Below are 24,369 nucleotides of genomic sequence, written 5' to 3' on the forward strand. Positions count from 1 at the left end.
TTTGGGCTTCGGAAACGTAGCAGCCGAAAGGGCAGCTATAGAAATGACTTATGAAGGTCGTTGTACGGTCACTGAATTGCAGTTAGTAAAGGATCCGGTGACTAAGGTGACAGGCCAACAACGGGTAATCGCCCTACTGGACGAGCCATGCGCTGTTTCACAAACCGCACTTAGGGGAGTGACGAGTACGGATACTGATAACACGATTGATTATGATGCGAAGCTCTTTATCTCTCCAGATGTAAGCATCAGAGCGGGCAGCGAGATAAACGTCATTCAAGATGGAATGGATATTAGGTTTCAGCAAGTTGGAAAGCCGTTTCGGTATACAACACATCAAGAGATTATGTTGAATGAAGTTGGCCGTGCATGAGCCGCTTAGGTGACTTTAGTTTTTCAGATTTGCAGGATTTTAAGAAAGGTCTAGATCAGCTCCAAGAGCATGCTCATACTCTCCTGGAAGAGTGTATTAAAGAATTGGCTGCGCGGCTTTACGCAAAAACCGTTGCCCGCACTCCTGTGCTTTCTGGAGATTTGCGTCGAGGGTGGAGTATTGGAGCCATTCAACGAGTCGGATCTGACATTCAAATCGAGATAATAAATCCAGTAGAATACGCTATGTATGTTGAGCATGGTCATCGGACTCGAGATCATCGAGGGTGGGTGGAGGGACGTTTTATGTTGACTGTATCCATTTCGGAGCTTGAGCAGGAGCTGCCTGCTATATTGGAACAAAAGCTGCAGCAATTCATGAAGCGGCATTTGGGGTGGTAGTATGATTGATCAGGATATCCTTAACGGGATATTAGGTAAGCTGGATGAGCTGGATCCAAACCTTCCTATATATACGGAACAAGTAAAGCAGGGCTTTATGCAGCCTGCTTTTTTTGTCATGCAACTGAATAGCGGCCAGAATAGAGAAATGAATAATCGCTTCTTCCGTTCGCTACTCTTTAATGTACATTTCTTCCCTGATGCAGACAGTCTTACGAAAAAAGCAGATTGTAGGGGAATAGCTGAACGTCTTTATGAAGCGTTACAGTTTATCAATATCAGCGGTCCAGTAAGGGCAAACGATTTAAAGTACGAAATTATTGATGATGTGCTCCATTTCTTTCTAAGTTTTAGGGTGCATCTTCTGAAAGAAAAGCCTGCAGAAGCAAAAATGATGCAATCAGAACAGGAGGTTCATCTATGAGTACAAAAAAAGAGCAGGAGCCAACATACTCTAAAGAACAGTTCTTAGCTTCTAATCGATTTACCGGGGCTCAAAAGGACGTTTTAAATGCTCTGTTGGTCGATGGCGAGGGCTACACGAATTCAAAAGTTATTGAGATGATTAATGAGTTTCTTGAAATGGAGGTCAAGTAATGGCAGGTGGAACATTTACAACACAAAATAAAGTTCGACCAGGCGCGTACTTTAACTTCTCAAGTAGTGCATCACTTGGCACATTGGGTGATCGAGGCATTGCAACAATGGCCTTGAAACTTGGTTGGGGAGCAGCGAAACAGGTCCTAACGATTCATGCAGGTGATAATGTAAAGTCGTTACTTGGATACGATATCACTGATTCAAAGTTGTTACTCATTAAAGAAGCACTTAAACGAGCAGGTACGCTGCTTTTGTATCGCTTAAATGCGGGGACGAAGGCTACTGTAACAGTAGGGAGTTTGACGGCAACTGCAAAGTATGGCGGCATCAGGGGTAATGATTTAAAGGTTATCATTCAGGTAAATGTTGATGATGCAGCTAAATTCGATGTGAAGACGCTCCTTGGAACTGAGGAGATGGACAAGCAGACAGTACCGAACATCGCGGGCCTTGTTGCAAATGCCTGGATTGATTGGAGTGGTACCGGTGCACTTACAGCAAGTGCTGGCGCTTCACTTATTAATGGAGCGGACGGTACTACTACAAATAGTGACCACACGGATTACTTAGCTGCTATTGAAGTCTACGATTTTCAAACGGTTGCCCTTCCTTCAAATGACAGCACTCTGAAAGCAGTTTATGTTGCTTTTACTAAGCGTCTCAGAGACGATGAAGGTCGAAAAATTCAAACCGTACTTGAGAACTATCCGACTGCAAATTATGAAGGTGTTGTGAGTGTCAAAAACGGTGTCGTTCTTTCGGATGGTACGATCCTGGATGCTATTTCAGCAACAGCTTGGGTGGCAGGAGCGACGGCCGCAGCGCAGGTTAATGAGTCGCTTACGTATCAGGCGTACGACGATGCGATTGATGCAAATCCGCGGTATACCAATAGCCAAATCGAGACGGCTTTGAAAGCTGGAGAGTTCTTATTTACTCAGAATCAGGGTAGGGCAATCGTTGAACAGGATATTAATTCTCTCACAACGTTTAGTGTAACGAAGGGGAAAGTGTTTAGTAAAAATCGAGTTGTCCGTGTCTTGGACGCTGTGAATAACGATTTACGAAGAGCATTCGAGTCCTTCTATATTGGTAAATTAGACAATAACCCAGATGGACGGAATTTGTTAAAGAACGAGTATGTGAAGTACCTAGAAACTCTGCAATCTATAGGAGCTATTCAAAATTTTGATTCTCAAACGGACATTACGGTTATCCAAGGAGAGTCATCCGACAGTGTCTATACGGAAGTGTCCATTCAACCTGTGGATGCAGTTGAGAAAATCTATACCAAAGTGAAGGTGAGATAGAATGACCTTTCTACAAGCTAGAGATACGATTTCCGGACAATCCGCAAAAGCCTATGCCATCATAAATGGTCAAGTCGAGGAAATGTTCTATGCCAAGAAGTTTGAGGCTAAAGTAAAAAAGAATAAGAAAGAAATTAAGACCCTAGGCAAACTGGGTACACAAAATAAAGCTAATGGGTTCACCGGTACGGGAACAATGACGATTTATTATGTTACTTCTGCCTTTAGGGAATTGATGCTGAATTATACGAAGAACGGCATCGATTCTTACTTCGATGTCCAAGTGGTAAATAATGATCCTAGCTCATCGATTGGTGATCAGACGACAGTAGTCAAGAACGTTAATCTAGATGAGCTTACAATTGCTTCTTTTGATGTTGAGTCAGAAGCTCTAGAAGAAGAGGTAAGCTTCACTTTTGATGATTGGGATATGCCAACGCATTTCGTAAAACCGACATTAGGCTAGGGGCCGAGGAGGATAATTTTAATGAGTGATATTAGTGCATTTTTAGCTGGAAACGTAGCCACGGAGACAACGGAGGATTTTGTTGTATCTGAGAGATTTAAGGATAAAGAGGGGGCTGCGGTTGCTTGGCAGCTTCGTTCGCTTACAGAAGAAGAGAATGATGCACTGCGTAAAGCTTCAACTAAACGAACAAGAGGCAAGCATGGACAAATGCTATCTGAAATTGACCAGACTGAGTATTTATCCAAGATGGCTGTCGCAAGCGTTGCCTTTCCAAACTTGAAGGATGCAGAACTTCAAAAATCGTACGGGGTGCTTGGAGCAGAGGTGCTTATTCGTAAGATGCTTCTTGCTGGTGAATACTCAAATTTGCTACTGAAAGTACAGGAGATTAATGGTTTCGATAGAGACATGAACGATCTGGTGGAAGAAGCAAAAAACTAATTGACGGCGGTTGGGATATGAATGGACAGAACCAGGATCCAGATCCAACCGCTGTACTTCTTCATTATGCTCTACATCGACTGAGGAAGCTTCCACATGAAATACTGGAACTTCCATTAAGCGAGAGAGCATTTATTTATGCTTCCATTTCATTGTACTCAAAGAAAGAAGCTGATGCGGCAAAAACGAAATGACATAGAAACGAGGTTTTAAGATGGCTACCGTTGGAGCTAGTCTAAAACTGTTTGACCAATTTTCTAATACGCTGAATCGTGCACAGCAATCCATGAATTCAACAATAATTATCGCAGATCGGCTGAGACATTCTTTAAATGGAACAATCGAGCTGCGATTTGTCATGAATTCCAATATGATTTTAACCCAGGTGACTCAGTTACGATCTCGTTTAGAGAGAAGCTTGGGTGTAATTAGAGCGCGAATTCGTGTTGATCTACCTGTGCAACTCACATCTATGTTCCAAAACCTGCAAAGTTTGGTGATGCGGCTTATTGGTGCTGTTAGGCAACTTCGTATTGCAAGTGGTAGTAACGCTCAGCAACTTCAGGATGCCTTGCAGCGGATCGCACGTTTAGAACAACAGATTCTAGAGTTGCAGGGAGGATTAAATAACCGAATACGAGAAGGCACCAATAGCTCAGGAGGGTTATTAGGGAATCTTAAAGGAATCGCTTCAGCTTATCTTTCTATAGCCGCTGCTAAGAAACTTTGGGAGGCTACCGTAGGTGGCGCTATGGAGCAGCAAAAGATGCAGGATATGTTTAAAGCTAGAACAGGCGATGACCAAGTCGGAGCAGCTATGTTCCAGAAATTCAAGCAAGACGCTTTGAAAACAGGTGCTGAGGTAAAAGCATCATTGACTGGAGCTCTATCTTTCTTTTCGATGACAAGGGACACGAATCAAATTACTCAACTGAACAATATAGCACAGCGTTTAGCTGCGTTTGATACAACCGGCCAAGGTCTAGATGGTGGTGTGTTCTCGGTTAAAGAAGCTATGAGTGGTGATATCATTTCACTTGCTGAGCGTTTCAATATGAGTAAAGCACAGATTCGTTCAGTCAAACTAGATGAGCTTGGGAAGAGTGGAGATATTGAGGGTTTCATTAAGGCTTTTAATAAACTACTTGAGATGCAAAGCATGGGACAAGCTGCTTTCGATAAGATGTTGTCGAGCCCTGCTAAGCAATCGGAGATTTTAAGAAACAACTTGAAGTCAATGTTTGCTGACGCTGGTCAAAAGTCAGTTGAAGCTTTACTACCAGTAATCCTCTTGTTGAATCAAGCTTTTCAGGAGGGCAAATTCAATTCATTCTTTATTGGATTAAGTTCTGGGTTAGCATGGGTAGTGAATCAAGCAATTTATCTTTTCAATGTTGCTACAGATATATACGAATTCATTTCAGGCAATTGGGGGAACATCGAACCAATAATTTGGGGGATCGTAGCCGCGTTCGTAGCATGGAGGGCTATTACATTGGCGCTATCAATTGCTCAAGCTATTCAAGCTGCCACAACCGGCACGGGAACGTTAGCGATATTCATTCAGACCCTTGCAGTATCCGGACTGGCAGCAGCGTGGGGGACATTGAATGCGGTAATGAAAGCGAATGTGATTATTCTAATTATTTCAATCATAATCGGACTAATCGTATGGGTAATAAAATTATGGAAAACTAATGATGATTTCGCAGCTGGGCTCATTCGAGCATGGAACTCCATACTTAACTTTTTCGATAGAATACCAGTGTACTTTTGGCAGCTAGCCGAAGCGATGCTACAACCTTTTGTTTCTTGGGCGAAGTCCATTGGCGGTATCTATGATGAAACGATTAATGGAATTATTGGTGGTATCAATAAGGTACTTGGTCTCGTCAACAAACTTACGGGTTCACAGTTTGAAATCGGTACGAAGTTTAATATGGAGGATTTCGCAAACAAAGCACTAGATTTTGCATCTGGTAAAAAAGAACTTGCTTTTGCTGCTGCAGAAACAAATGCCTTTTCTCGTGAGCAGAAAGTATTGGATATGCTGAATAATCGATCTGCTATGAGAGCAGCCAATGATGCAATCGGTCCCATAACTCCAGGATCTGAAATTTTAGATAGATGGAATCAGAATGCAAATATTGACCGCGTTAATGAGGTTGGTAAGATAGATGATACCGTGGATATTTCTAATGAGGATTTGAAGGTTATGCGTGAGCTGGCAGAGATGAAGAGTATTCAAAATTTCATTACTTTAACACCTACGGTTCAACTTACCGGTGATATTCACAATCATGAAGCTAGTGATGTTGAGGACATGGTTGGGCAACTAGTGGAATCGTTAAGAACTCAAATGGCTGTTTCTGTTGATGGGGTGATTTCCCCGTGAGTTATGAAATCCATTTGAGTTATAACAACAATGCTGAAGGATTTCAGTTCCCTGTTAATCCGGAATCTATAGAAGTAACTGGAGGCGGAAATGGAAAGACTTATGACATTATCGGTGCTAGCGGTGGGACGGGGGAAACGCGTGCTGGTGAGATTAATGTTATAAAGAGCCCGAAGTTAAGAGAAGTATCATTTAGCGGGTTATTCCCAGGACAATTCTATCCTTTCTTGGCAACAGAGACATTGTTTGAGCCGATGTATTATATTCGATTGATTGAGAAGTGGATGGGGACCAAGAGGCCTGTGCGCTTTATTTATGCTGCGCATTACGAGCAACATCTGGCCGCGCAGCTATTTCGAGGCAAAGATATTAACATGCCTGTTTCGATAGAAAAGTTTGTTTGGAATGAATCCGCTGGTTCTTCTGGGGATATCGAATATAGCCTCTCATTGAAAGAGTATGTATTTTATTCAGCTCGCAGAGTTGTACTCAAAACGGATTCAAATGGTAATCAAGTCGCCATTCAGCAGTATTCAAGAAGACCTGATGATAGGATAAGGCCCGACACGTACACATTTAAAGATGGTGACAACTTAAGTAAAGTTGCAATGAAATTCTATACCGATGCAGCTGGGTTCCCGGATAGCACTAGGTTTAAAGACATTCAGCTAATTAATTCTTTATCGGATACTGATGTAAAAAAGTTATCGGTTGGCTCTGTCATCAAACTACCGGCATTGTGAGGTGAACATTTGTGTTAGTCCTGGAGATTGATAATCGTAACGGAGCCATATGGGAGCCTCCACTGGTGAATGTAACTCTAAAGACTAGTCGCGTAGGTAAAGCGGGTATCCTTGAGTTTACAATTTTAAAGGGTGGGATCTATGAAGACGTAACTTTTCAGTATAACTCTGGCGATGTGGTTCGAGTGAGATTGGATGAAAAGCCTGTATTCTACGGATACATCTTTACGATTAACGATGGACGTGATGAATCCGTTAAGATCATAGCCTACGATCAGCTTCGTTACTTAATGAGCAGTGATACTTATGTATTTAAAAACATAAGCGCATCCGAGATCATTCAGAAGATTGCGATCGACACTGGTTTAGAAGTTGGAAATTTGACAGATACAGTCTATAAAATACCAACCATGATCGAAGACGGAACTAAATTACTGGAGATTGTTAATAATGCTTTGACGAAAACGGTTCTCGTTACGGGCCGGACCTATGTGTTTCATGATGATTTTGGAAAACTTTCTTTGACTGACATAGCTGACTGGAAACTGGATCTTTCCCTGGGTGATGTCAGCTTGGCTTATGATTACAAGTTGTCTCGATCAATTGACACCGATACCTATAACCGAGTCAAAATTGTCCAGGATAACAAAGAGTCAGGAAAACGTGACGTGTACATCGCTCAGGATAGTTCCAATATTGCGAAATGGGGCAGGCTGCAGTTATATCAAAAAGCAGAAGACAAAATGAATCCAGCTCAAATTAATGAAACATTGAACAATTTGATTTCGCTAAAAAATCGTGAGACGAGAACCTTTAGTCTAGATGCAATTGGTGATATCCGGGTACGTGCTGGATGCTCGGTTTCTATTAATATAGCTGAGATAGGGATCAATCAATATTTCTTAGTTGAAGAATGCAGTCACAAGTTCGAAGGAGCTGATCATACCATGTCACTTGATTTGAAGGTTTACGCATGAGAAATATTACAGCTTTAGTTGAGCTTATGAAACAAGCTGGTTCTGGAGCTACAGAAGCAAGCAAGCCAGTTAATATACTTTTTGGAGAAGTAACAAATATAAATCCTCTTGAAGTGACCGTGGATCAGCGGTTTGCACTTGACGAGGATTTTTTGGTTATTCCGGAGCAGTTAACACCATATTCTGTCGAAATAAGCTCACAGACAATTGTCATTAGACGTGGTCTTGATGTTGGGGAGTCACTTATCCTTCTTCGAATCCAGGGAGGCCAACAGTACATTATCTTAGATCGAGTGGTGAACGAATGATTCCTCAAGGCGGTTCAATCAATCAGCAAATACATCCTCTTTCTCAGCCAAGTAGAACTTACAGGCTGGATCCAGTGAGTAACCGAATAATTGGGTATGTAGATGATTTGGAAGCAGTTCAACAGGCTGTTTATAAAATTATGCAAACAGAACGCTTCGAGCATTTCATCTATGGTACTGATTACGGAAGCGAGATAACCACATTGATTGGGAGGAGTAAATTATATATTCAATCTGAGGTAAGCAGAAGAATCCAGGAGGCGTTGCTTCAAGATGATCGCATCAGATCAGTAGGAGATTTCAGTGTAGAGGTGAGTGGTGATACAGCTTTAGTTAATTTCACTGTTGTCTCTACATTTGGGAGTTTTCAAACCCAGAAGGAGGTGTAGATCTATTGTATGAATCTCAAAGCTATTCAGTAATTTTGCAGCGGATGCTTGATCGTGTCCCAGATGATGTTGATAAGAGGCAAGGCAGCATTATTTATGATGCTTTGGCTCCAGCAGCTTCAGAAATTGCGGAGATGTATGTCGCGCTAGATTCTAGCTTAAGGGCAGTCTTTCCTAATACAGCAACAGATGTGTATCTTGATGCAATCACGGCTCCATTCGGTCAGGCGAGGCGTACGGGAACGTATGCTGTTCGTAAAGGAGTTTTTACTGGAGCTGGGGGTTCTCCTTTTGATGTCCCTATCGGAAGTAGATTCTCAATATCGGGAAACAATTTTGTAGTTCAGCTCAGAATTGCTGCAGGTGAATTCGAGTTAAAGTGTGAGACATTGGGCCAGGTTGGAAATCAAAATTTTGGTACCATGTTGCCATTAGATTATATTGCTGGGCTTGTATCTGCAAGTCTAAATGATGTGCTGATTCCTGGTGAAGATCAAGAATCGGATGCTCAGTATAGAGCGAGATTTCTTCAGCAAGTTAGATTGCCTTCAACTTCGGGGAATAAAGCGGATTACATGAAATGGGCACTAGAAGTTGAAGGAATCGGTGGTGTACAAATCATTCCACTATGGAATGGAGCTGGTACGGTAAAGGTAGTTATTATTGATACTGATAAGAAGCCTGCGAGCACACAACTTGTCCAAAACGTTCAAGCATATATCTCGCCTACTCCTGGCACTGGCGATGGTGCTGCGCCTGTTGGGGCTACGGTATCTGTCGTAGCAGCTACATTAGTTAGTATTAATGTGGCTGCTACCATTGTGAGGGACGGTTCTCGAACACTTGCACAAATCAAAGCAGATTTTGAGGCAGATCTTACTTCTCATCTGGCAGGAATTGCATTTGGAACAGATCCATCTGTCAAATACGCTAAGATCGGCGCTATCCTTTTGAGTGTCTCGGGAGTGCAAGATTACACAGCCCTGCAGCTTAACGGAACAAATGGCAATATCTCGATTGGACAAGGGGCCGTAGCGGTTAAGGGGACGGTGACCCTGAGTGGGTGATTTTGCTCTTACTAGTCCTGTAGGACAGAACTTGCTTGATGCGTTACCCGATTTGTACGAGGAAATTTACGAAACTCGCGTGCTATTTAATACAGAAGGTCAAGAGATTGATGAGCTCACAGCAAACATTGGAGATTCCTTTAATCAGGCTTTTGTTGATCTTGCTACATGGGGATTAGCTAATTGGGAAGAATTTCTCGGCATTCCGATAGATATTGCGAAGCCTTATGATCAGCGAAGATCAGTTATTAAAGCGAAAATGCGGGGTACAGGGACAGTAACTGTCAAGCTACTTCAAAGCGTTGTCTCTTCCTTCGAACATGGGACAATTGAAGTCACTGAACAACCAGCAATTTATCAAATCACGGTCAAGTTCATAGATACACTTGGACTTCCTCCAAACCTAGATGACATTAAATCTACAATAGATGAAACAAAGCCAGCGCATCTTGCGGTGGTTTATTCGTTTAGATATTTAGCTTTGAGCGAAGTAGAGTTGATGAAGCTCGAACAACTCGAAATACATCAAATGTCCGATTTTGCTCCATTTTTGGATGCTTAAGAAAGGAGAAAAAACATGCCGGCATTTACAACGATTTTGAATCTCCTTAAGAAGATCATGCCTGGGGATAAAAACGATACTTTCAACATTCAAACGATGCTCAATGACAATTGGGATAAAATCGATGCAGCTGTCGGATTGAAAAATGGAAATGCAGATGTGAGAGTTGCAACCACGGCGAACATCACGCTTTCTGGTTTGCAAACAATTGATGGCGTGTCAGTTGCAGTAAATGATCGAGTTTTAGTCAAGAACCAAACGACAGCAAGTCAGAATGGACCTTATGTTGTGCAAAGTACTGCCTGGATTCGTTCGGCTGATGCTGATACTAGCGCTAAGATAGCAAGTGGTATTTCTGTATTTGTAAAAGAAGGTACCGTGAACCAAAAGACAGAATGGCGCATGACAAATATAGGGGTAGTGACACTAGGGACAACTGCACTGACATTCCAAGTACCTAGTCAACCTGGTATGGCTCCACTAGCCTCTCCTGCACTCACGGGTGTACCAACTGCACCAACTGCAGCAATTGGCACAAATACAACACAAGTGTCGACCACAGCTTTCGTACAAGCCGCGCTTGCTGCGCTGGTAAACTCTTCACCAGCTGCACTAGACACTTTAAATGAACTTGCAGCGGCTTTGGGAAATGATGCGAACTTCGCAACGACAATGACAAATGCATTGGCATTAAAGGCGCCACTGGCTTCACCTACATTTACTGGGGTACCAGCTGTCCCAACTGCTACGGCCGGGACGAATACCACACAAGCTGCATCGACGGCATTTGTTGAAGCAGTGCGCGTTGCATTAGCTGCTGCTGATGCATTAAAAGCGCCGCTAGCTTCACCAGCACTTACAGGAATTCCAACTGTACCAACGGCGGCAGTCGGTACCAATACAGCTCAAGTGGCGTCGACATCTTTTGTTCAATCGGCCACTAAGAACATTGGAGCCAACAATACAGAAGTTGTGAAAAATAGAGCAGTATGGTTGGACAAAGATACGAGAACAACTACTACAACGTATTCAGCTGGGAAACTAACTAGGGTAGAAGAAAAGGATGCTTCTACTGTCGTTAAATCAACGGATTTAAATTATGACGGGAGTAGCCGGTTATCCACTGTAATTGAAACAGCAGGTGGGGAAACAGTAACCTATACAATTACATACGACGGCAGTGATAATATTTCAACGATAACTAAGGCGGTGACTTAATGACCATTGATCCGGCTACTCTTTCACAGGTAATAGATTTGAAAAATAAAATTGGTACTAATGCGGATGCAGCTGGTACAAGTACTTTATTTTCAAGACTGGCACAAATAGCAAACTATGTTGATCAGGTAGAAGGATATACAGACATATTGGAAACACTTCTCGGCTTGACGGGTGATACAGCCAGTGGAACGGGATCTGTAATGGCTAGGTTGGCACAACTTATTGCCTACACGGACACGATTGAAACCGTCTTGGCGACATTGGCCACGAGTTCGGCGCTATCAACTGTAAACACAACCGTAAACACGATCAATACAAACGTGGGAACAAAAATTGGCGCAGCAGCAGACGCGCCGGGCGTTGGTACGTTATTTGGTAAAATTGCCACGGTTGCCAGTTTCGTTGGCGCTAATACGGATAATTCATCCGCGCAAACGTTGTTTGGTAAAATTGCGGCAGTAGACGCGAAGGCAGCGGCAGCAGCGGCCCCGCAAAAGTCGTTATGTACTAATTATGTAGGTACCGAAGCGCACCAAGGAATGACATTAACAACATCTTTCCAAAACATACTCAGCATAACGGGAAAGGGCTATCTTGAATTTGCATATATGTTCATGAGTAACAACTTCAAGAATAATACCTATCAAATAATAATTGATGGTGTTACCGTCTTGGATGTAACTTTGGACACTCAATCACCTTATAATGTTATAGTTTTAGATAGGCATCTATGGAATATGACTGACGCAGGTTATTATCTTCCTTTTAATAATGGGTTTTCATTGTATCAAAACATAGGTGGTACTCTGCCTGTACCATACGTAAACGCCGCTGCTCGCAATCAAAGTGTAACTCAATACTGGCCTGATGCAATTTGGTTCAGGAGCAGCATCGTCATTAGGGCGAAAACAAACACGGGTACGGACTCCGTGTCTTATGGTTACGGGGGTGCGTACTACTAATGAGTATGCAATTTTATATCGATGGTCCAAACGTCTTTAAAACGGATGGAGTCTCTACTTTTGCAGTAGGAACTATTGAGAAGCTCGAAACGGTCAGATTAAACTACGAAACCGTTTGTGATATCTCTTACTCCTTCGACCTTGAACAAGGTGAGTACGTAGAAGAAATTAGGACAACCAGGACAGAACTTGATCCCAATGCCATCTCCCCAGTTGACGCTAAAATCGCAGAACTAAACAAAGCATGTAATGAAGCTATTCTCTCGGGGTTCACCTCAGACGCACTCGGCACTGATAACTCATATGATTTCGATTATGACGCTCAAATCAATCTAGGTGGCATGCTAAACGCGATTACTGCAGGAATGATATCTGGAAGCTTTCCTTGGAAGGCATCTGGCATTCCACAATTGCACACGATCAATCAATTTAAAGCCGTGTTTGCTGCTGGACTCACGCATAAAAATTCGAATATCGGTAAGTACTGGACGCTTAAGGAGCTAGCTATCACCGCTACCACTCCTGAGGAGATCGAGGTGATTATATGGTAAATCTCCAACCCTGCGACGTTATTTTCGTGAAACGTCGTCGAGATCCAACGTTTAAAGATCGAATCATAGGCAAGTTAGTCAAATGGGCTACGAGGAGTGAATACTCTCACGTAGCCTATTTTGTTGCAGAGACTACCACATTCGAAGCTAACGCCTTTAGATTTGCTGGTTATGGATCTTTAGATGAGTACTAGGACTTCATTGTAAAACGGCTTAGGTTCGCATCGGAAGTGCGTCTTAGAATTCTCAATCAGATTCGAAAAACAGAAGGATCTCGATATGGTTGGGGAGAGGTGATTGCTTTGTTTTTCCGAAAAAGGTTCGGTATTTTGATAACCCAGATGCAGTGGAATGTGCCGAGTTATTAGTAAAAGCCGTACATGAGGTGACAGGAGTTAGGATAACAGAACAAACAACCGGTGATATAAGTCCACAAGATTTATGGGTGTCACCTTGGTTGAAAGAATTTCTTCATTCAATTAAGTAATTGATATTGAGAATGTTTACCCTTGCTAGATTTCTATTTAATCTGGTAATATGTTCCTGTTGCATTTATTTTACAATTAGGGGGATTCGTATCATGAGTAATGATCAATTAAGAGTTCTTAGTGAATGGGTGAAAAAAAACGCTGACGACATTTTTACAGCAATTGAAGAGGGGAACGTTGTAATTCTCAGTTCTAGTAATGCTGAAAATCAAACGGCAGTATATAAGAAGGACGGTCTGTATAAATCTCGTCAAGCTTTTCCTCTGACAGGGAGAGGAACAACAATTGATTTGAGTGAACATCAATTGGTTGAATTTATTTATTCCCAAGTCAGTTCTGTATCAAAGTCAGGTGTCGCTATTTATCCTGATTTAGATCCTGAAACAATTCTATAGTTGTTACAAAGGCAGCCTGCAAGGGCTGCCTTTTAGTTAACTTGCGAAATTCGTATATATAGTATTGATAAGTTCTAGCTCCGATACGATCGGGGTTATTTTTTTATTTCTGGTTAATAGAAGAAAGGTTGTGTATAAATGCATTTAAAAGGATTGGGTTCATTGTTGTTCGCGTCAGCAATTGGAGAAAATCGAGTAGAGGTTTCAATCAGTACAGTTATTGGTTTTTTTGGGCTCATTGTATCCGATTTTCTTGGCGGTTGGGACATAGCTTTGAAAATACTGATTTACCTTATGGTGGCTGACTACATTACAGGTGTTTTAGGTGCTATTAAAAATAAAAACGTGAATTCAGAAACTATGTTCTGGGGTGGAATTCGCAAAGGAATTGTGCTGGCAGTGATCGTAATAGCAGTTCTGCTTGATCAACTTGTAGGGAATGGGTCACCGATTTTCCGGACAATAACAATATACTTTTATGCAAGCCGTGAAGGTCTGTCATTGATAGAAAACTTTGGTGTGTTAGGTGTGTCATGGCCACCAGCAATAAAAAACGTCTTAGAGCAATTGAAACAGAAAGGAGAGGGGGAGAAATGAACTTAGATTACTGGTGGGGAAAGGCAAAGGAGGCCAGCTCAATTATTGGCTGGTTTCCTACAGTGATTTTCGCGCAATGGCAGCATGAGACTGGTCACTTTACGAGTTCAAATTTTACGAAGAATAACAACATTGCCGGCCAAACATGGCAGAGTTATATGCCATTGTCCATGAAAGGGTCAGCACGGCCATCAGCTGAAGGTGGATATTACATCCGGTACGATGATCCAGTGACCGGTTATGTAGATTTCATACAAAAGAACGGCAGATATGCCAATGTGAAACAGCTGGGAACTGAAGAAGAACAGATTTGTGAAATTGCAGCGTGCGGCTGGGCAGCGGATAAGAATTATGCTCTAAAGCTTATTAATCGGTTAAATGAAAATAAACAGCAAGGGTATGTATTTGAGGAGGATGACGAGATGTTAAAAGAAGAAGTCGAGTTACTAAAGGGACAGATCCAAACACTATTAAACACAGCAGATGCACATATTGAGAAAATTAACGCGTTGGAAAGACAAAATAGTATGCCTGTTCCTGAATGGGCAAAAGGAGCTGTTGACGCTGCTGTTTCATGTGGTTTAATAGAGTCGCCTGAGGATCGTAGTTATGATTTCTATAGCTTAATCACGGTTTTACAACGTATAGGAATTATTCACTAGATATTTCAAGAAAAAGATCAAAATGGGATTAAAAGAGCTCGAATATTATGATTAAATTATACAAAAAAAGACATTGTTGTGATTTGTATGATCTGTAAAACCATTTTAGGTATGAAATTTCGGCTAATTTGTCGAACGTTGCAATTGTGACTAATGAACCATATAGTTCAATATATAGTAATATTTAACTATTAACATTTAATTGCATTAATTGTATGATATTGGAGAATTTTAATATAATTTACTTATTGGGAGGCTGTTTTTTTGAAAAAGAAAGTATTAATTTCTATGATTGCTTTGGGTTTAGCTATTCCGTTTAATGTAATGAATGCAGCATCTTATTCTGTATTTTACCTGAATGGTGATCCAGCTCCTCCAAATGAAGATGGGGATGCGGTCAATTTTGCTAGCGGAATGAATAGTCTTGGATATTCTTTGAATTCTTTTAATTCTACTCTTGGAAGTTATACTAGACCGACTGTTTCCAATATCTTAAATGCAAAAAATAGCACCTTTATGTATATATCCGGACATGGGATGCCAGATACGGAAATGTTCGTAGGACCGTTGACAAATCCAACTGATTCTTTTGCAGCCTCTTTTGATTTTAATAAGTCGTGGAATTATTGGAATACCACTAGAGATGATCTTTATAATTACGTTGGAAGCAGCGAAATTGGTAAAGATTATATTGATGGCACGGGAACAATGACAAATTCTAGATGGGATGGAGAAATGAAATGGCTATTCTTAGGCGCATGTAGCCAGCTTGATTATAAGGCATCTGATACTTCAGATTCCTATCCCAGCAAACCTGATGCAGTATATAATGGTTTGTACGCTGCGAGCATATGGGGAAGAACAATGTTAGGATATAAAAGTGTCTATGATTCATACTACGGTATATATAGAAACGTACCAAAAAGATTGCATGGAATTGCAGGATATTATGGAAGTGCACCTGCAGGTACAGCTGATAATACAGCGATAAGTTCTTTTTTCCAATACATGGATGCATCTATTATTCGTAACATTAGAACCGCGTGGCAAGATGCCAACTACAATTCTAATTGGGGAGTTTTAGTACATAGATCAAATGCCGATGATTTTGTGCCTGGCAGGCAAAGTGGTTTAACTGCCGACACAACAGGGACCCCGGTAATTGATTTGTATAGGAAAGATTCAAGTAATTATAACGTTCCGATGTTAAGTTCGTACGCCAGTACTGTGAACAGTTCTGATATTAAGGCTGAAGTTTTTGAAAGCCAGGGGGTAACATTTAAAATTGCAACAAATATCCCTTCAAGTCAGGAGAGTGTAATCAGTAATTTATATGCTGAACAGGTTATTCCGGATTTCGTAAAATTAGGAAACAAATTGGTTGGGTCGAAGAATCAAATCGTAGAAAATAAAGATGGGAAAGCAATTTTATCAGATAAAAAGATAGTGGCTCTCTCCCAAGAAGGTAAATTAGAATATCGTAATTTAGAAATTCCAGATAAAAATAAGCAACCAGACGATTTTAAGGAAGAACAGGCAATACAAAAAGCGAAGAAATTTTTAGAAGATCAAAATTTGCTACCGGAAGATACTTATGTTGATAACGTATACAAAACGGTCAGAGTTAATGATATATTAAATGAGACTCAGAATCCGTCTACAGATGTTCTTGAATATCATGTTAGCTTGAAACATAAATTTGACGGTAAAACATTAAACGGAGACGAAATTTGGGTTTCTATTAATACAAGTGGTGTAAGCGCGATGAAATATAAATGGCATAATGTTTCGGTGAAAGAGAAGAGTGGTAATACTAATAAATTAATTACTCCAAATGAAGCTCTAATCAAGTTTAAAGATGAGATTCATAAGCAGTGGAAAGTTTCACCAGAGTCGGATATTACTGAAATCGATCAACAATTTATCTTTGATGAAAAATTAGGTGAATTTAAACCAGCATGGAAAATTGTAGCGAATTATGATGCTCCTGTATTCATTGACGCAAGAAGAGGAAAATAATTTCAAATAAGAGTATCCTGCCAGTGTGAGTTGGCAGGATTTCTTGTTACAAACAGGATAACAAAGGAGGGAATAAATATTGAAAAAAACTATAATCGTTGTACTTGTCATTCTCAGCATTTTGTGTGTGATTTTTAATAAGAATATAGCGTTAGTTATTAAAAATTATGATAAAGAATTTTATTACATGTCCTCGAAAATGACAGAAAATATTTCTGTGAGTTTATACTATAAGAAAGAATCGAGTAATCCAGAAAGGTATAAAAAATTTATTGAGAATGTGAAGATAGGAAAGAGTGATTCACTTACTTTAATTTCTTTTGATGAAAAAAATGTTAATAAATTCACTTTTTTAATCTATGATGGGAAAACAATAAAATACTCCCAAAGTTTAAAATACAATGAAGAGACTTCAGGAGCACTGTATGTTTGTAAGGAATTAAAAGAAAAAAAGATGAGTGAGCAAACTGTATACTCCTTATCTGGGTGTGACGACAATAATGAATACGATGTTTTGTGGTCTAAATAAAAATGAGTTGTACTAATAAATCTAAAATTATTTAAATGCCGAATTATTCGGAACTCTTGCCCCAATTAACTTGTTTGCAATTTTTACTCATTTATATTTATGAAGTATATCAGCCTGAGGGAGCATCCCTTGGGCTTTTTTTATTTCTGCTATAACCCTGCTAGCGAAAAACTAGCAGGGCTTTTTCTGGTGAAGGGTTAGATCCCATTCGCCCATCATTTTAACTAGCTATTAGTCTTCGTTCTCTTCATTTGAATGGCCGTATAAAAACAATGCCTCTGTTAATCAACTCTTTTTCAAGTAATTCAATAAACTCTTCACTTAGATCCATTATAAGAGCATCTTTGTACGCCGAAAGTAAAGCGTCGTCACTCAGATTCCAGTTGTATCTCAATATTACATCTCCCTGTAGCGAATGGGATTCAAACCCTCACCTTAGGTATTATGGACTATTTGGAATATATTGGGTTACATTTTTCGACAAAAAGCATTAAATCATTTGAAATGAGTAAAAGTTAGAAGATTTGTGTTAGTGCTAGAATCCTGTGGGTAAAGGTTCTTTCGTTCATAGAAAAGAAATTTAACTAGTTTAGAGGATTAATGGAATAGATATAGAAATTTGTAGAATAGTGTAAAATCATGGGTAAACATAGAGGAGTGAATTGCTTGGCCTTTCAACATAATCTAAAACTAGGTGAATCTATAAACAATAATCAATTAACATCAATTTTTCTTTGCTCTCCTCAGGGGGGGATGAGGAGATCTCATAAGACGAATACTTTGGTGATTGTTTCAGATCATACCAATTTATTATACGAGGATCGTTGGGAAGGCAAAGTATTTCACTATACAGGTATGGGTCAAAACGGAGATCAGGATATTAATTATATGCAAAATAGAACTTTGGCCGAGAGTAGGACAAATGGAGTAGAAATACATTTATTCGAAGTTTTTCGGGAGTCCGAATATATTTACATGGGCGAAGTGTCACTTTCTGCAGCTCCTTATGAAGAACAACAGTTGGATAAAGGTGATAAGCTACGAAAAGTCGTTGTTTTTCCTGTTACATTAAAGTCTGCCAAAAATCCAATTGCTGTTCCGGAGAAGTTAGTGCAAGAGAAAAATGCTCTTAAGGAAAAAAATGCAGCGAAGTTAACAAATGAACAAGTTTTGAATAGAGCACTAAATGCAAGTAGGAAAGCAGCCACACGTAAAACAGTTGCTAAAACTTTCGATCGTGATCCGAACGTTATGGAATATGCTAAGAGATGGGCAAGTGGAATTTGCCAGCTATGCGAAAAGTCGGCACCATATTTTAATAAAAAGAATAAACCGCATCTACACACTCATCACATAAAATGGCTTTCAAAAGGTGGAGAGGATACAATTGAGAATACAGTTGCACTCTGCCCAAATTGTCACGATAAGATGCACATTTTGGACTTACAGGAAGACGTACATAAGTTGAAACAAAAAGTAAAAAATCATAACTTTAAGTTATTGATGGAGGTATAGATGAAAAAAGTGGCCGCGGCCTTATTAATGAAAGAAAATAAAATTCTAATTGCACAACGGAAGTCTACTGATAAGCTTGCGGGCAAGTGGGAGTTTCCAGGAGGGAAGCAAGAGGACGGGGAAACATTAGAAGAATGCTTGAAGCGTGAGATGAACGAAGAGTTTGGAATTGAAGTGAATGTTGGAGATTTCTTTGGAGAAAGTACCTTTCATTATATGGCAGGTACAATTGTTCTCTATGCTTACTGGTGCACATGGACTTCCGGTGAATTGGTTGCTGTAGATCATGACGATTATAGATGGGTATCTGTTGAAGAAATGAGTCAGTTTGATTTCGCTCCTGCGGATGTACCTTTCATCAACACTCTAGTGAGTTTGAGTTACGGGCACCAAAAATAAATCTTAAGTGGTTTGATGTGAGCTAGGGGGAATATCCTCAGACTTTTCTGCTTTATAATAGAAGCTAAAAAAGCCCGAAAGAGAGATCCACTCTTGGGCTTTTTTCGTTAATTTAATGTAGATTTAGATCGATTATATTTCATTTGGTACCCTACTGGTACCTTGATCATTAAAAACAGTAACTGTACTATAGGAAAATTAGTTGCTGTTACACATAGTAAACCCTTATAGAATAAGGATTTATGAAAACTGTTATATAAAATAATAACGACGGCCTTTTTCAAGGCCGTCTCATGGGAGAGGAGAAACCGGATGAAGAGCTTATGGGGAAACGTAAGCCTTCTCCGCGGTTGTCTACGACATTCTCTGATGTCGATAGTTCAAGGATGACCGCTTTACGGTAAATTTATACATCGCAGGGATAAATTTTTTGTGTCAGATTAGTGCTTGTGGTACGATAGCAAAAGAATGAACCAGCATGGAAGGGAAACGTACAGATGAGAGTGATTTCAGGCACGGCCAAAGGTAGGTCGTTAAAGGCTGTACCCGGTACGAGTACACGACCAACAACTGATAAAGTGAAAGAAGCGATTTTCAGTATGATCGGACCTTATTTCGATGGTGGGCAGGTGCTCGATCTGTTCGCCGGCACGGGTGGGCTAGGGATTGAGGCGCTGAGCCGTGGGATGGATAAGGCAGTATTTATTGATATCGAGAAGAAAAGCATCGACACCATCGGACACAATGTTGAAGTCGCCAAAGTGAAGGATCAAGTGGAGATTTATCGGACAGATGCAGCGAGAGCGTTGAAGGTGCTTGCGAAGCGGGCAGAGAAGTTCCAACTGGTATTTCTAGATCCACCCTACCGGATGAAAGGGATCGCGGAGCTGATGACGACGATGGAGGAACAAGCCATTGTGGAATCGGACGCCACGATCGTAGTCGAGCACGATGCGAAGGATGTACTGCTAGATACGATAGGCGGCTTCAAGCAGCTACGTAGAGCAGACTATGGAGATACGGCGGTTACCATATTTAAACGCGACAACGCGTCCATAGGATTCAGTAATTGAAGGAGATGAACAGCATGATGAGGCAAGAACACGGTATTACAGTAGCGGTATATCCAGGTAGCTTTGACCCAGTTACCTACGGTCATCTTGATATTATACATAGAGCAGCAAAAGTATTTGATAAACTAATTGTGGCGGTCCTGAACAATACATCCAAAAATGCGTTATTCACCCTGGAAGAGCGCATGGAACTGCTTCGCAAAGTAACCGCGGATCTTCCCAATGTGGAGATCGATGGTTTTCGGGATCTGATGGTCAATTATATGAAACAACGTAATGTCAGACTTATCGTTCGTGGACTTCGGGCCGTATCTGATTTTGAATATGAATTGCAAATGGCGTCGACCAATCACAAGCTGAACCCAGATGTGGAAACGTTCTTTATGACGTCAAAGCCACAGTTTTCGTACTTGAGCTCAAGCATTGTGAAAGAGATTGCTAAATTCCATGGACCTGTCGAGGATTTGGTGCCAGCAGAAGTGGAAGAGGAACTACGCAAAAAATTCCCTCAGACCTAGAAGCTAGATCGAAAGGAATTTCAAGTTGCGATTTGGTTAATTCACCAATTTCCGCTGAAACAAGCGTAGACCAATCGAAACGAGCAGCATAAGGGTGAAAATGAAAAGGAATTGCATCAGCATTGGTCCCCATAGGCCCCATGCCGTTTCGCCGTTCAAGGGGAACGGTACCGCGGCTGCTGAATTGCTCGCTAAGTCTAAGCGAAGAAAGCTGGGCTCTGTGTCTAACAAGAGCAACTGCAATGGTTTCCAGAGCAGGATTGTAGTGAAAAGAGCGAGTACAGCATGCAGCGCACGGGACTGTAAGAAAAACGCATATCTAGCGTCAGTTTTCTGATGGAAGCCAGCAACCTGTGCGTGGGCGGACAAACCTCCCCAACCGAGGAATGCACTGAGCAGCGCCATTTGCGGCAGAAGTGAGAGTTCATTTGATTGGCTAAAAGCATAGGCACCAAGGTGAATCTCCATTAATCCTTTGATCCATTGCGGTGTTGTGTCCGTGAAAATACCCATGAAGCTAAGAAGGAATTGCGTGACGGGGCGAAGAACATCGGCAAAATGAGTGATCGAGATGACGTTGATGAGCACGGAAAATATCATCATGTATCCGCCAATCAACATTAGCGTTTGTACGGCGGAGGTTACTGCATCTCCGAGAAGCTTACCGAAAGTACGCCCATCTTCCCAATAAGCTTGACGCATGGCTATAAGGGCAGATCTCCCGATAGAAATTGTTTCTTTCGGTTTCGTTACTAATGTTTTGGCTTCAAGTGGGGTGATGGCTTGCTTGCTATGCCGCATCAAGAATCCGGTTGCGAAAGCAGAAATATAATGAATAATCGCAAGTAGGATCCCTAGCTTGGCGTTATGAAGGAATCCAATCCCGATAACCATGATTAGGAATAACGGACTGCACAAATGTGAAAGGGCCGTTAACCGCTCTGTTTCTGTACGTGTAAGAAGTTTTTTTTCGCGCAGTGATGAAGTAATTCTAGCTCCCGCAGGAAATCCTACAACAAAGCCTGATGCCAATGCCCAGCCACTAACGCCGGGAAGGCGGAAAAAGACGCGCATTAGCGGTTCTAGGAGCACGCCTGTACCTTGAATGACACCGAAACCAATCAACAGCTCGGTCATAATAAGGAACGGCATCAAGGCAGGAAAGACGAGCTTCCACCAAATAGTCAGCCCTTCGAGAGAAGACTGAAAAGCTTTGTCGGGAAATAGAATGACAGATATAACGACCAGTCCAGCCAGAGCTCCCAACACCAAAGTGGTGAATTTGGCATGGAATCTTACATTAGGCATAGCATCACCTCGTCCATCGAACATGCTTCATTGTACGCAAGTAGATAGGCGATTAGACCAAGCTTTCATCGAGAATAGGTAGGTCAAACAACAAGTGAAAGCAACAGGAAAGGGGAACCTGTATGGATAAGGAAGAAGAAAGCACGATTCGTACGTGGTCGAATGATTCATATCGATATCCGAGAAGCTCGGCGACGAGACGTTACCTAGTTTCTGCGCTCGTAGGAATTATCATTGTATATTTGTTATTTTTTGTGCGGTTGCCTTTTTTTGTTTTTATGCCGGGGACTGCTGAAGACATCAAGCCGATGGTGTCGATATCCAAGAGCACTGGCCAAGAAAAAGGGAAGCTCATGCTGACTACGGTGCGTGTAGCTGACGCTAACGTGGTGAACTATTTGGTAGGACTCGTTCATCCGTATGAAGAAATCCAGCCCAAAACGGCTGTACTCAAGCAAGGAGAGTCCGAGCAAGAGTACTCACAGCGTCAGGAATACGTCATGTTAACCTCTCAGGCTAGTGCGATTCAAGCAGCTTATACGGAGGCCAAGGTCCCTTTTCATATTGATCATGAGGGTGTAATGGTTCTTCAAACAGTCCCAGGTTTATCGGGTGAGAAGGTACTGAAACCAGGTGATGTGCTTTTGAAGGCTGGGGACAAAGAGGTGAAAGTAGCGCAGGATCTACTAGACTCTCTTACGGGCAAAAAAGCAGGCGACACCATCTCCATTACGTATGCTAGGAAGAAAACTGAAATGCAGACGACGCTGACATTGGGTGCGCTGCCGCTTCAAGAGGGAGAAACGGCACCGCGGGCTGGGATTGGTGTCGTTCCAGCAGGGATGCAATCGGTAAAAGCCGATCTGGAAGATCAGCAGGTGACGATTAAGGCTGGTGATATTGGAGGACCGTCAGCTGGCCTCATGTTTTCATTAGAAATATTCAATCAGCTTGTACCTGAGGATATTACGAAGGGGTATCGTATTGCAGGAACAGGAACAATTGAAGCAGATGGCACCGTGGGACCGATTGGCGGAATTCAACATAAGATTATTGCTGCGGATCGGGAAAAGGCGGAAATTTTCTTTGCACCCAAAAATATGACCTACAAAGACGGGACCAAGGTCGAGAATTATGCCGATGCGGTCAAAAGAGCAAAGCAAATCAATACGAAGATGAAAATCGTCGAGATTGGCACGATGGAAGATGCCTTGAATTATCTAGCAGCTTTGCCTCCGAAATAAGTCATAACTAGCTTAAATAATATTATTTAAATTGACAAAAGGTATGCATAATGGATATAATAATCTTTGTTTGTTTGGGGTGATATCATGCAAATTCGTTTTAGAGAGCTATCTCTGCAAGGGCAATCGGTACCAATGAGCGAAGTTATGAATTTGACGGAGCCTTTCGAAGGTCGTCAAGACATACTTAACCATGGACCTGTTCATGCGAATCTTCATGCAAAGTATGAAGATGGAGTAGTTAAAGTTAACGGTTCGTTAACGCTAGACTTGGAGTTAAGCTGTTCCCGATGCTTAACGCACACTAACCAAACTATTAAGCTTCCATTCAAGGAAGTTTTCATGCAAAAGCCGGAAGAAGAAGATCCAGAGCTAGACGAGGATATTCATCTGGTGGTTGGGGATAAAGTAGATTTGGAGCCTTACGTTGTAGAGAATGTAGTGGTCGGTTTACCGTACATACCACTTTGTGACGAAGCGTGCAAAGGTCTGTGTCCCGTGTGCGGAGAAAATCGCAATGAACGTGATTGCGGCTGTAAGCAGGACAAGATTGATCCTAGACTTGCAGGTCTCGCGGACTTTTTTAACAAAGAATAAGGCAAGGCCGAAATTCGTATAAGGAGGTGTTTTGAAGATGGCAGTACCTCAAAGAAGAACGTCCAAAACTCGTCGCGACAAGCGCCGTACTCACTTTAAATTGGAAGTTCCAGGCATGGTGAAATGTGAACAATGTGCAGAACTGAAGCTAGCACACCACGTGTGCAAGTCTTGCGGAACGTACAAAAGCAGAGAGATCGTAAAAGCATAAGATTGGACATAGTACTTCATCCTAGGTGAGGTGCTATTTTTTTTG

Annotated in this window: 30 protein-coding genes and 1 pseudogene; 29 read left to right on the forward strand and 2 right to left on the reverse strand. The window is 41.4% G+C overall.

What is annotated here, in order from left to right; genetic code table 11:
* The first annotated feature begins 1 nt into the window (after window position 1).
* The 22 genes from L6I86_RS10820 (at window position 2) to L6I86_RS10925 (ending at window position 17,459) form a co-directional block, all read left to right on the forward strand.
* Window positions 2-373 carry a hypothetical protein gene (locus L6I86_RS10820; RefSeq protein ID WP_236287023.1) on the forward strand — a complete coding sequence of 124 codons (372 nt, stop codon included), beginning with the start codon at window positions 2-4 and terminating at the stop codon, window positions 371-373.
* Window positions 370-774 carry an HK97 gp10 family phage protein gene (locus L6I86_RS10825; RefSeq protein WP_236287025.1) on the forward strand — a complete coding sequence of 135 codons (405 nt, stop codon included), beginning with the start codon at window positions 370-372 and terminating at the stop codon, window positions 772-774. The genes L6I86_RS10820 and L6I86_RS10825 overlap by 4 nt, the downstream gene beginning before the upstream one ends.
* A gap of 1 nt (window position 775) precedes the next feature.
* The gene (locus tag L6I86_RS10830; protein ID WP_236287027.1) at window positions 776-1,198 is read left to right on the forward strand and encodes a phage tail terminator family protein; all 423 of its coding nucleotides are present in this window, start codon (window positions 776-778) and stop codon (window positions 1,196-1,198) included.
* Entirely contained in the window at window positions 1,195-1,371 is a 177-nt protein-coding gene (locus tag L6I86_RS10835; RefSeq protein ID WP_236287029.1) for a hypothetical protein, read from the forward strand. The genes L6I86_RS10830 and L6I86_RS10835 overlap by 4 nt, the downstream gene beginning before the upstream one ends.
* Window positions 1,371-2,684: a phage tail sheath family protein gene (locus tag L6I86_RS10840; protein ID WP_236287031.1), complete on the forward strand. Its 1,314-nt coding sequence runs from the start codon at window positions 1,371-1,373 to the stop codon at window positions 2,682-2,684. Before L6I86_RS10835 ends, L6I86_RS10840 begins: the two co-directional genes overlap by 1 nt.
* Window position 2,685: 1 nt before the next feature.
* On the forward strand, window positions 2,686-3,150 hold the full coding sequence (locus L6I86_RS10845) for a phage tail tube protein (protein ID WP_236287033.1): 465 nt from the start codon (window positions 2,686-2,688) through the stop codon (window positions 3,148-3,150).
* A 21-nt stretch (window positions 3,151-3,171) separates the two neighbouring features.
* Window positions 3,172-3,594 carry a phage tail assembly chaperone gene (locus L6I86_RS10850; RefSeq protein ID WP_236287034.1) on the forward strand — a complete coding sequence of 141 codons (423 nt, stop codon included), beginning with the start codon at window positions 3,172-3,174 and terminating at the stop codon, window positions 3,592-3,594.
* Between the two features lie 358 nt (window positions 3,595-3,952).
* Window positions 3,953-5,989 carry a hypothetical protein gene (locus tag L6I86_RS10855; RefSeq protein WP_236287037.1) on the forward strand — a complete coding sequence of 679 codons (2,037 nt, stop codon included), beginning with the start codon at window positions 3,953-3,955 and terminating at the stop codon, window positions 5,987-5,989.
* Window positions 5,986-6,732 (forward strand): LysM peptidoglycan-binding domain-containing protein, encoded by a 747-nt coding sequence (locus tag L6I86_RS10860; RefSeq protein WP_236287039.1) that lies wholly within the window; start codon window positions 5,986-5,988, stop codon window positions 6,730-6,732. Before L6I86_RS10855 ends, L6I86_RS10860 begins: the two co-directional genes overlap by 4 nt.
* A gap of 65 nt (window positions 6,733-6,797) precedes the next feature.
* Window positions 6,798-7,709 carry an XkdQ/YqbQ family protein gene (locus L6I86_RS10865; protein WP_236287041.1) on the forward strand — a complete coding sequence of 304 codons (912 nt, stop codon included), beginning with the start codon at window positions 6,798-6,800 and terminating at the stop codon, window positions 7,707-7,709.
* Window positions 7,706-8,017 carry a DUF2577 domain-containing protein gene (locus L6I86_RS10870; RefSeq protein WP_236287043.1) on the forward strand — a complete coding sequence of 104 codons (312 nt, stop codon included), beginning with the start codon at window positions 7,706-7,708 and terminating at the stop codon, window positions 8,015-8,017. Before L6I86_RS10865 ends, L6I86_RS10870 begins: the two co-directional genes overlap by 4 nt.
* Window positions 8,014-8,406: a DUF2634 domain-containing protein gene (locus tag L6I86_RS10875; protein ID WP_236287045.1), complete on the forward strand. Its 393-nt coding sequence runs from the start codon at window positions 8,014-8,016 to the stop codon at window positions 8,404-8,406. Before L6I86_RS10870 ends, L6I86_RS10875 begins: the two co-directional genes overlap by 4 nt.
* A gap of 5 nt (window positions 8,407-8,411) precedes the next feature.
* Entirely contained in the window at window positions 8,412-9,473 is a 1,062-nt protein-coding gene (locus L6I86_RS10880; protein WP_236287047.1) for a baseplate J/gp47 family protein, read from the forward strand.
* On the forward strand, window positions 9,466-10,035 hold the full coding sequence (locus tag L6I86_RS10885) for a putative phage tail protein (RefSeq protein WP_236287049.1): 570 nt from the start codon (window positions 9,466-9,468) through the stop codon (window positions 10,033-10,035). Before L6I86_RS10880 ends, L6I86_RS10885 begins: the two co-directional genes overlap by 8 nt.
* 15 nt (window positions 10,036-10,050) lie before the next feature.
* A complete protein-coding gene (locus L6I86_RS10890; RefSeq protein ID WP_236287051.1) occupies window positions 10,051-11,253 on the forward strand; it encodes a hypothetical protein in 1,203 nt (400 codons plus the stop codon).
* A complete protein-coding gene (locus tag L6I86_RS10895; protein ID WP_236287052.1) occupies window positions 11,253-12,218 on the forward strand; it encodes a hypothetical protein in 966 nt (321 codons plus the stop codon). Before L6I86_RS10890 ends, L6I86_RS10895 begins: the two co-directional genes overlap by 1 nt.
* Window positions 12,218-12,769, forward strand: a complete 552-nt coding sequence (locus tag L6I86_RS10900; protein WP_236287054.1) for a DUF4376 domain-containing protein — start codon at window positions 12,218-12,220, stop codon at window positions 12,767-12,769. The genes L6I86_RS10895 and L6I86_RS10900 overlap by 1 nt, the downstream gene beginning before the upstream one ends.
* Window positions 12,770-13,349: 580 nt before the next feature.
* A complete protein-coding gene (locus tag L6I86_RS10905) occupies window positions 13,350-13,652 on the forward strand; it encodes a hypothetical protein (RefSeq protein ID WP_236287055.1) in 303 nt (100 codons plus the stop codon).
* Window positions 13,653-13,790: 138 nt separating this feature from the next.
* The gene (locus L6I86_RS10910; RefSeq protein ID WP_236287057.1) at window positions 13,791-14,249 is read left to right on the forward strand and encodes a phage holin family protein; all 459 of its coding nucleotides are present in this window, start codon (window positions 13,791-13,793) and stop codon (window positions 14,247-14,249) included.
* Entirely contained in the window at window positions 14,246-14,911 is a 666-nt protein-coding gene (locus L6I86_RS10915) for a glucosaminidase domain-containing protein (RefSeq protein ID WP_236287059.1), read from the forward strand. The genes L6I86_RS10910 and L6I86_RS10915 overlap by 4 nt, the downstream gene beginning before the upstream one ends.
* A 264-nt stretch (window positions 14,912-15,175) precedes the next feature.
* Window positions 15,176-16,930, forward strand: coding sequence for a hypothetical protein (locus tag L6I86_RS10920; RefSeq protein WP_236287061.1), 1,755 nt, complete (start codon window positions 15,176-15,178; stop codon window positions 16,928-16,930).
* Window positions 16,931-17,009: 79 nt separating this feature from the next.
* Window positions 17,010-17,459, forward strand: coding sequence for a DUF4362 domain-containing protein (locus L6I86_RS10925; RefSeq protein WP_236287063.1), 450 nt, complete (start codon window positions 17,010-17,012; stop codon window positions 17,457-17,459).
* Between the two features lie 247 nt (window positions 17,460-17,706).
* On the opposite strand, the gene sda is transcribed toward L6I86_RS10925, so the two are convergent.
* The gene (gene sda, locus L6I86_RS35650) at window positions 17,707-17,853 is read right to left on the reverse strand and encodes a sporulation histidine kinase inhibitor Sda (protein WP_276574838.1); all 147 of its coding nucleotides are present in this window, start codon (window positions 17,851-17,853) and stop codon (window positions 17,707-17,709) included.
* Window positions 17,854-18,125: 272 nt separating this feature from the next.
* Here sda and L6I86_RS10935 point away from each other — a divergent pair, with 272 nt between their 5' ends.
* The 4 genes and pseudogenes from L6I86_RS10935 (at window position 18,126) to coaD (ending at window position 20,964) form a co-directional block, all read left to right on the forward strand.
* Entirely contained in the window at window positions 18,126-18,974 is an 849-nt protein-coding gene (locus L6I86_RS10935) for an HNH endonuclease (RefSeq protein ID WP_236287065.1), read from the forward strand.
* On the forward strand, window positions 18,975-19,373 hold the full coding sequence (locus tag L6I86_RS10940; protein ID WP_236287067.1) for a (deoxy)nucleoside triphosphate pyrophosphohydrolase: 399 nt from the start codon (window positions 18,975-18,977) through the stop codon (window positions 19,371-19,373). It begins immediately after the preceding gene.
* A gap of 491 nt (window positions 19,374-19,864) precedes the next feature.
* Window positions 19,865-20,446, forward strand: a pseudogene (gene rsmD, locus L6I86_RS10945) (16S rRNA (guanine(966)-N(2))-methyltransferase RsmD); the annotation flags it as partial.
* Between the two features lie 5 nt (window positions 20,447-20,451).
* Window positions 20,452-20,964 (forward strand): pantetheine-phosphate adenylyltransferase, encoded by a 513-nt coding sequence (coaD, locus tag L6I86_RS10950; protein WP_376769541.1) that lies wholly within the window; start codon window positions 20,452-20,454, stop codon window positions 20,962-20,964.
* A gap of 36 nt (window positions 20,965-21,000) precedes the next feature.
* Here the strand turns inward: coaD and L6I86_RS10955 are convergent, their stop codons facing one another.
* The gene (locus L6I86_RS10955; protein ID WP_236287069.1) at window positions 21,001-22,272 is read right to left on the reverse strand and encodes a nucleoside recognition domain-containing protein; all 1,272 of its coding nucleotides are present in this window, start codon (window positions 22,270-22,272) and stop codon (window positions 21,001-21,003) included.
* 122 nt (window positions 22,273-22,394) lie between these two features.
* Here L6I86_RS10955 and L6I86_RS10960 point away from each other — a divergent pair, with 122 nt between their 5' ends.
* The 3 genes from L6I86_RS10960 to rpmF all read left to right on the forward strand — a co-directional run bounded on the left by L6I86_RS10960 (window position 22,395) and on the right by rpmF (window position 24,324).
* Window positions 22,395-23,516, forward strand: coding sequence for a SepM family pheromone-processing serine protease (locus tag L6I86_RS10960; protein WP_236287071.1), 1,122 nt, complete (start codon window positions 22,395-22,397; stop codon window positions 23,514-23,516).
* 87 nt (window positions 23,517-23,603) lie between these two features.
* Window positions 23,604-24,113, forward strand: coding sequence for a YceD family protein (locus tag L6I86_RS10965; RefSeq protein WP_236287073.1), 510 nt, complete (start codon window positions 23,604-23,606; stop codon window positions 24,111-24,113).
* 37 nt (window positions 24,114-24,150) lie between these two features.
* Entirely contained in the window at window positions 24,151-24,324 is a 174-nt protein-coding gene (gene rpmF, locus L6I86_RS10970) for a 50S ribosomal protein L32 (RefSeq protein ID WP_056624823.1), read from the forward strand.
* Window positions 24,325-24,369: the final 45 nt, after the last annotated feature.

Source organism: Paenibacillus allorhizoplanae (assembly GCF_927798215.1).
GTDB classification, from domain to species: Bacteria; Bacillota; Bacilli; order Paenibacillales; family NBRC-103111; genus Paenibacillus_E; species Paenibacillus_E allorhizoplanae.

What these genes read in the sequence shown, in the direction of transcription:
- L6I86_RS10825 (WP_236287025.1), top strand. Translation starts at nt 370, where the DNA reads ATGAGCCGCTTAGGTGACTTTAGTTTTTCAGATTTGCAGGATTTTAAG.
- L6I86_RS10830 (WP_236287027.1), top strand. Translation starts at nt 776, where the DNA reads ATGATTGATCAGGATATCCTTAACGGGATATTAGGTAAGCTGGATGAG.
- L6I86_RS10835 (WP_236287029.1), top strand. Translation starts at nt 1,195, where the DNA reads ATGAGTACAAAAAAAGAGCAGGAGCCAACATACTCTAAAGAACAGTTC.
- L6I86_RS10840 (WP_236287031.1), top strand. Translation starts at nt 1,371, where the DNA reads ATGGCAGGTGGAACATTTACAACACAAAATAAAGTTCGACCAGGCGCG.
- L6I86_RS10845 (WP_236287033.1), top strand. Translation starts at nt 2,686, where the DNA reads ATGACCTTTCTACAAGCTAGAGATACGATTTCCGGACAATCCGCAAAA.
- L6I86_RS10850 (WP_236287034.1), top strand. Translation starts at nt 3,172, where the DNA reads ATGAGTGATATTAGTGCATTTTTAGCTGGAAACGTAGCCACGGAGACA.
- L6I86_RS10855 (WP_236287037.1), top strand. Translation starts at nt 3,953, where the DNA reads ATGAATTCCAATATGATTTTAACCCAGGTGACTCAGTTACGATCTCGT.
- L6I86_RS10870 (WP_236287043.1), top strand. Translation starts at nt 7,706, where the DNA reads ATGAGAAATATTACAGCTTTAGTTGAGCTTATGAAACAAGCTGGTTCT.
- L6I86_RS10875 (WP_236287045.1), top strand. Translation starts at nt 8,014, where the DNA reads ATGATTCCTCAAGGCGGTTCAATCAATCAGCAAATACATCCTCTTTCT.
- L6I86_RS10890 (WP_236287051.1), top strand. Translation starts at nt 10,051, where the DNA reads ATGCCGGCATTTACAACGATTTTGAATCTCCTTAAGAAGATCATGCCT.
- L6I86_RS10895 (WP_236287052.1), top strand. Translation starts at nt 11,253, where the DNA reads ATGACCATTGATCCGGCTACTCTTTCACAGGTAATAGATTTGAAAAAT.
- L6I86_RS10900 (WP_236287054.1), top strand. Translation starts at nt 12,218, where the DNA reads ATGAGTATGCAATTTTATATCGATGGTCCAAACGTCTTTAAAACGGAT.
- L6I86_RS10905 (WP_236287055.1), top strand. Translation starts at nt 13,350, where the DNA reads ATGAGTAATGATCAATTAAGAGTTCTTAGTGAATGGGTGAAAAAAAAC.
- L6I86_RS10910 (WP_236287057.1), top strand. Translation starts at nt 13,791, where the DNA reads ATGCATTTAAAAGGATTGGGTTCATTGTTGTTCGCGTCAGCAATTGGA.
- L6I86_RS10915 (WP_236287059.1), top strand. Translation starts at nt 14,246, where the DNA reads ATGAACTTAGATTACTGGTGGGGAAAGGCAAAGGAGGCCAGCTCAATT.
- L6I86_RS10940 (WP_236287067.1), top strand. Translation starts at nt 18,975, where the DNA reads ATGAAAAAAGTGGCCGCGGCCTTATTAATGAAAGAAAATAAAATTCTA.
- coaD (WP_376769541.1), top strand. Translation starts at nt 20,452, where the DNA reads ATGAACAGCATGATGAGGCAAGAACACGGTATTACAGTAGCGGTATAT.
- L6I86_RS10955 (WP_236287069.1), bottom strand. Translation starts at nt 22,272, where the DNA reads ATGCCTAATGTAAGATTCCATGCCAAATTCACCACTTTGGTGTTGGGA.
- L6I86_RS10960 (WP_236287071.1), top strand. Translation starts at nt 22,395, where the DNA reads ATGGATAAGGAAGAAGAAAGCACGATTCGTACGTGGTCGAATGATTCA.
- L6I86_RS10965 (WP_236287073.1), top strand. Translation starts at nt 23,604, where the DNA reads ATGCAAATTCGTTTTAGAGAGCTATCTCTGCAAGGGCAATCGGTACCA.
- rpmF (WP_056624823.1), top strand. Translation starts at nt 24,151, where the DNA reads ATGGCAGTACCTCAAAGAAGAACGTCCAAAACTCGTCGCGACAAGCGC.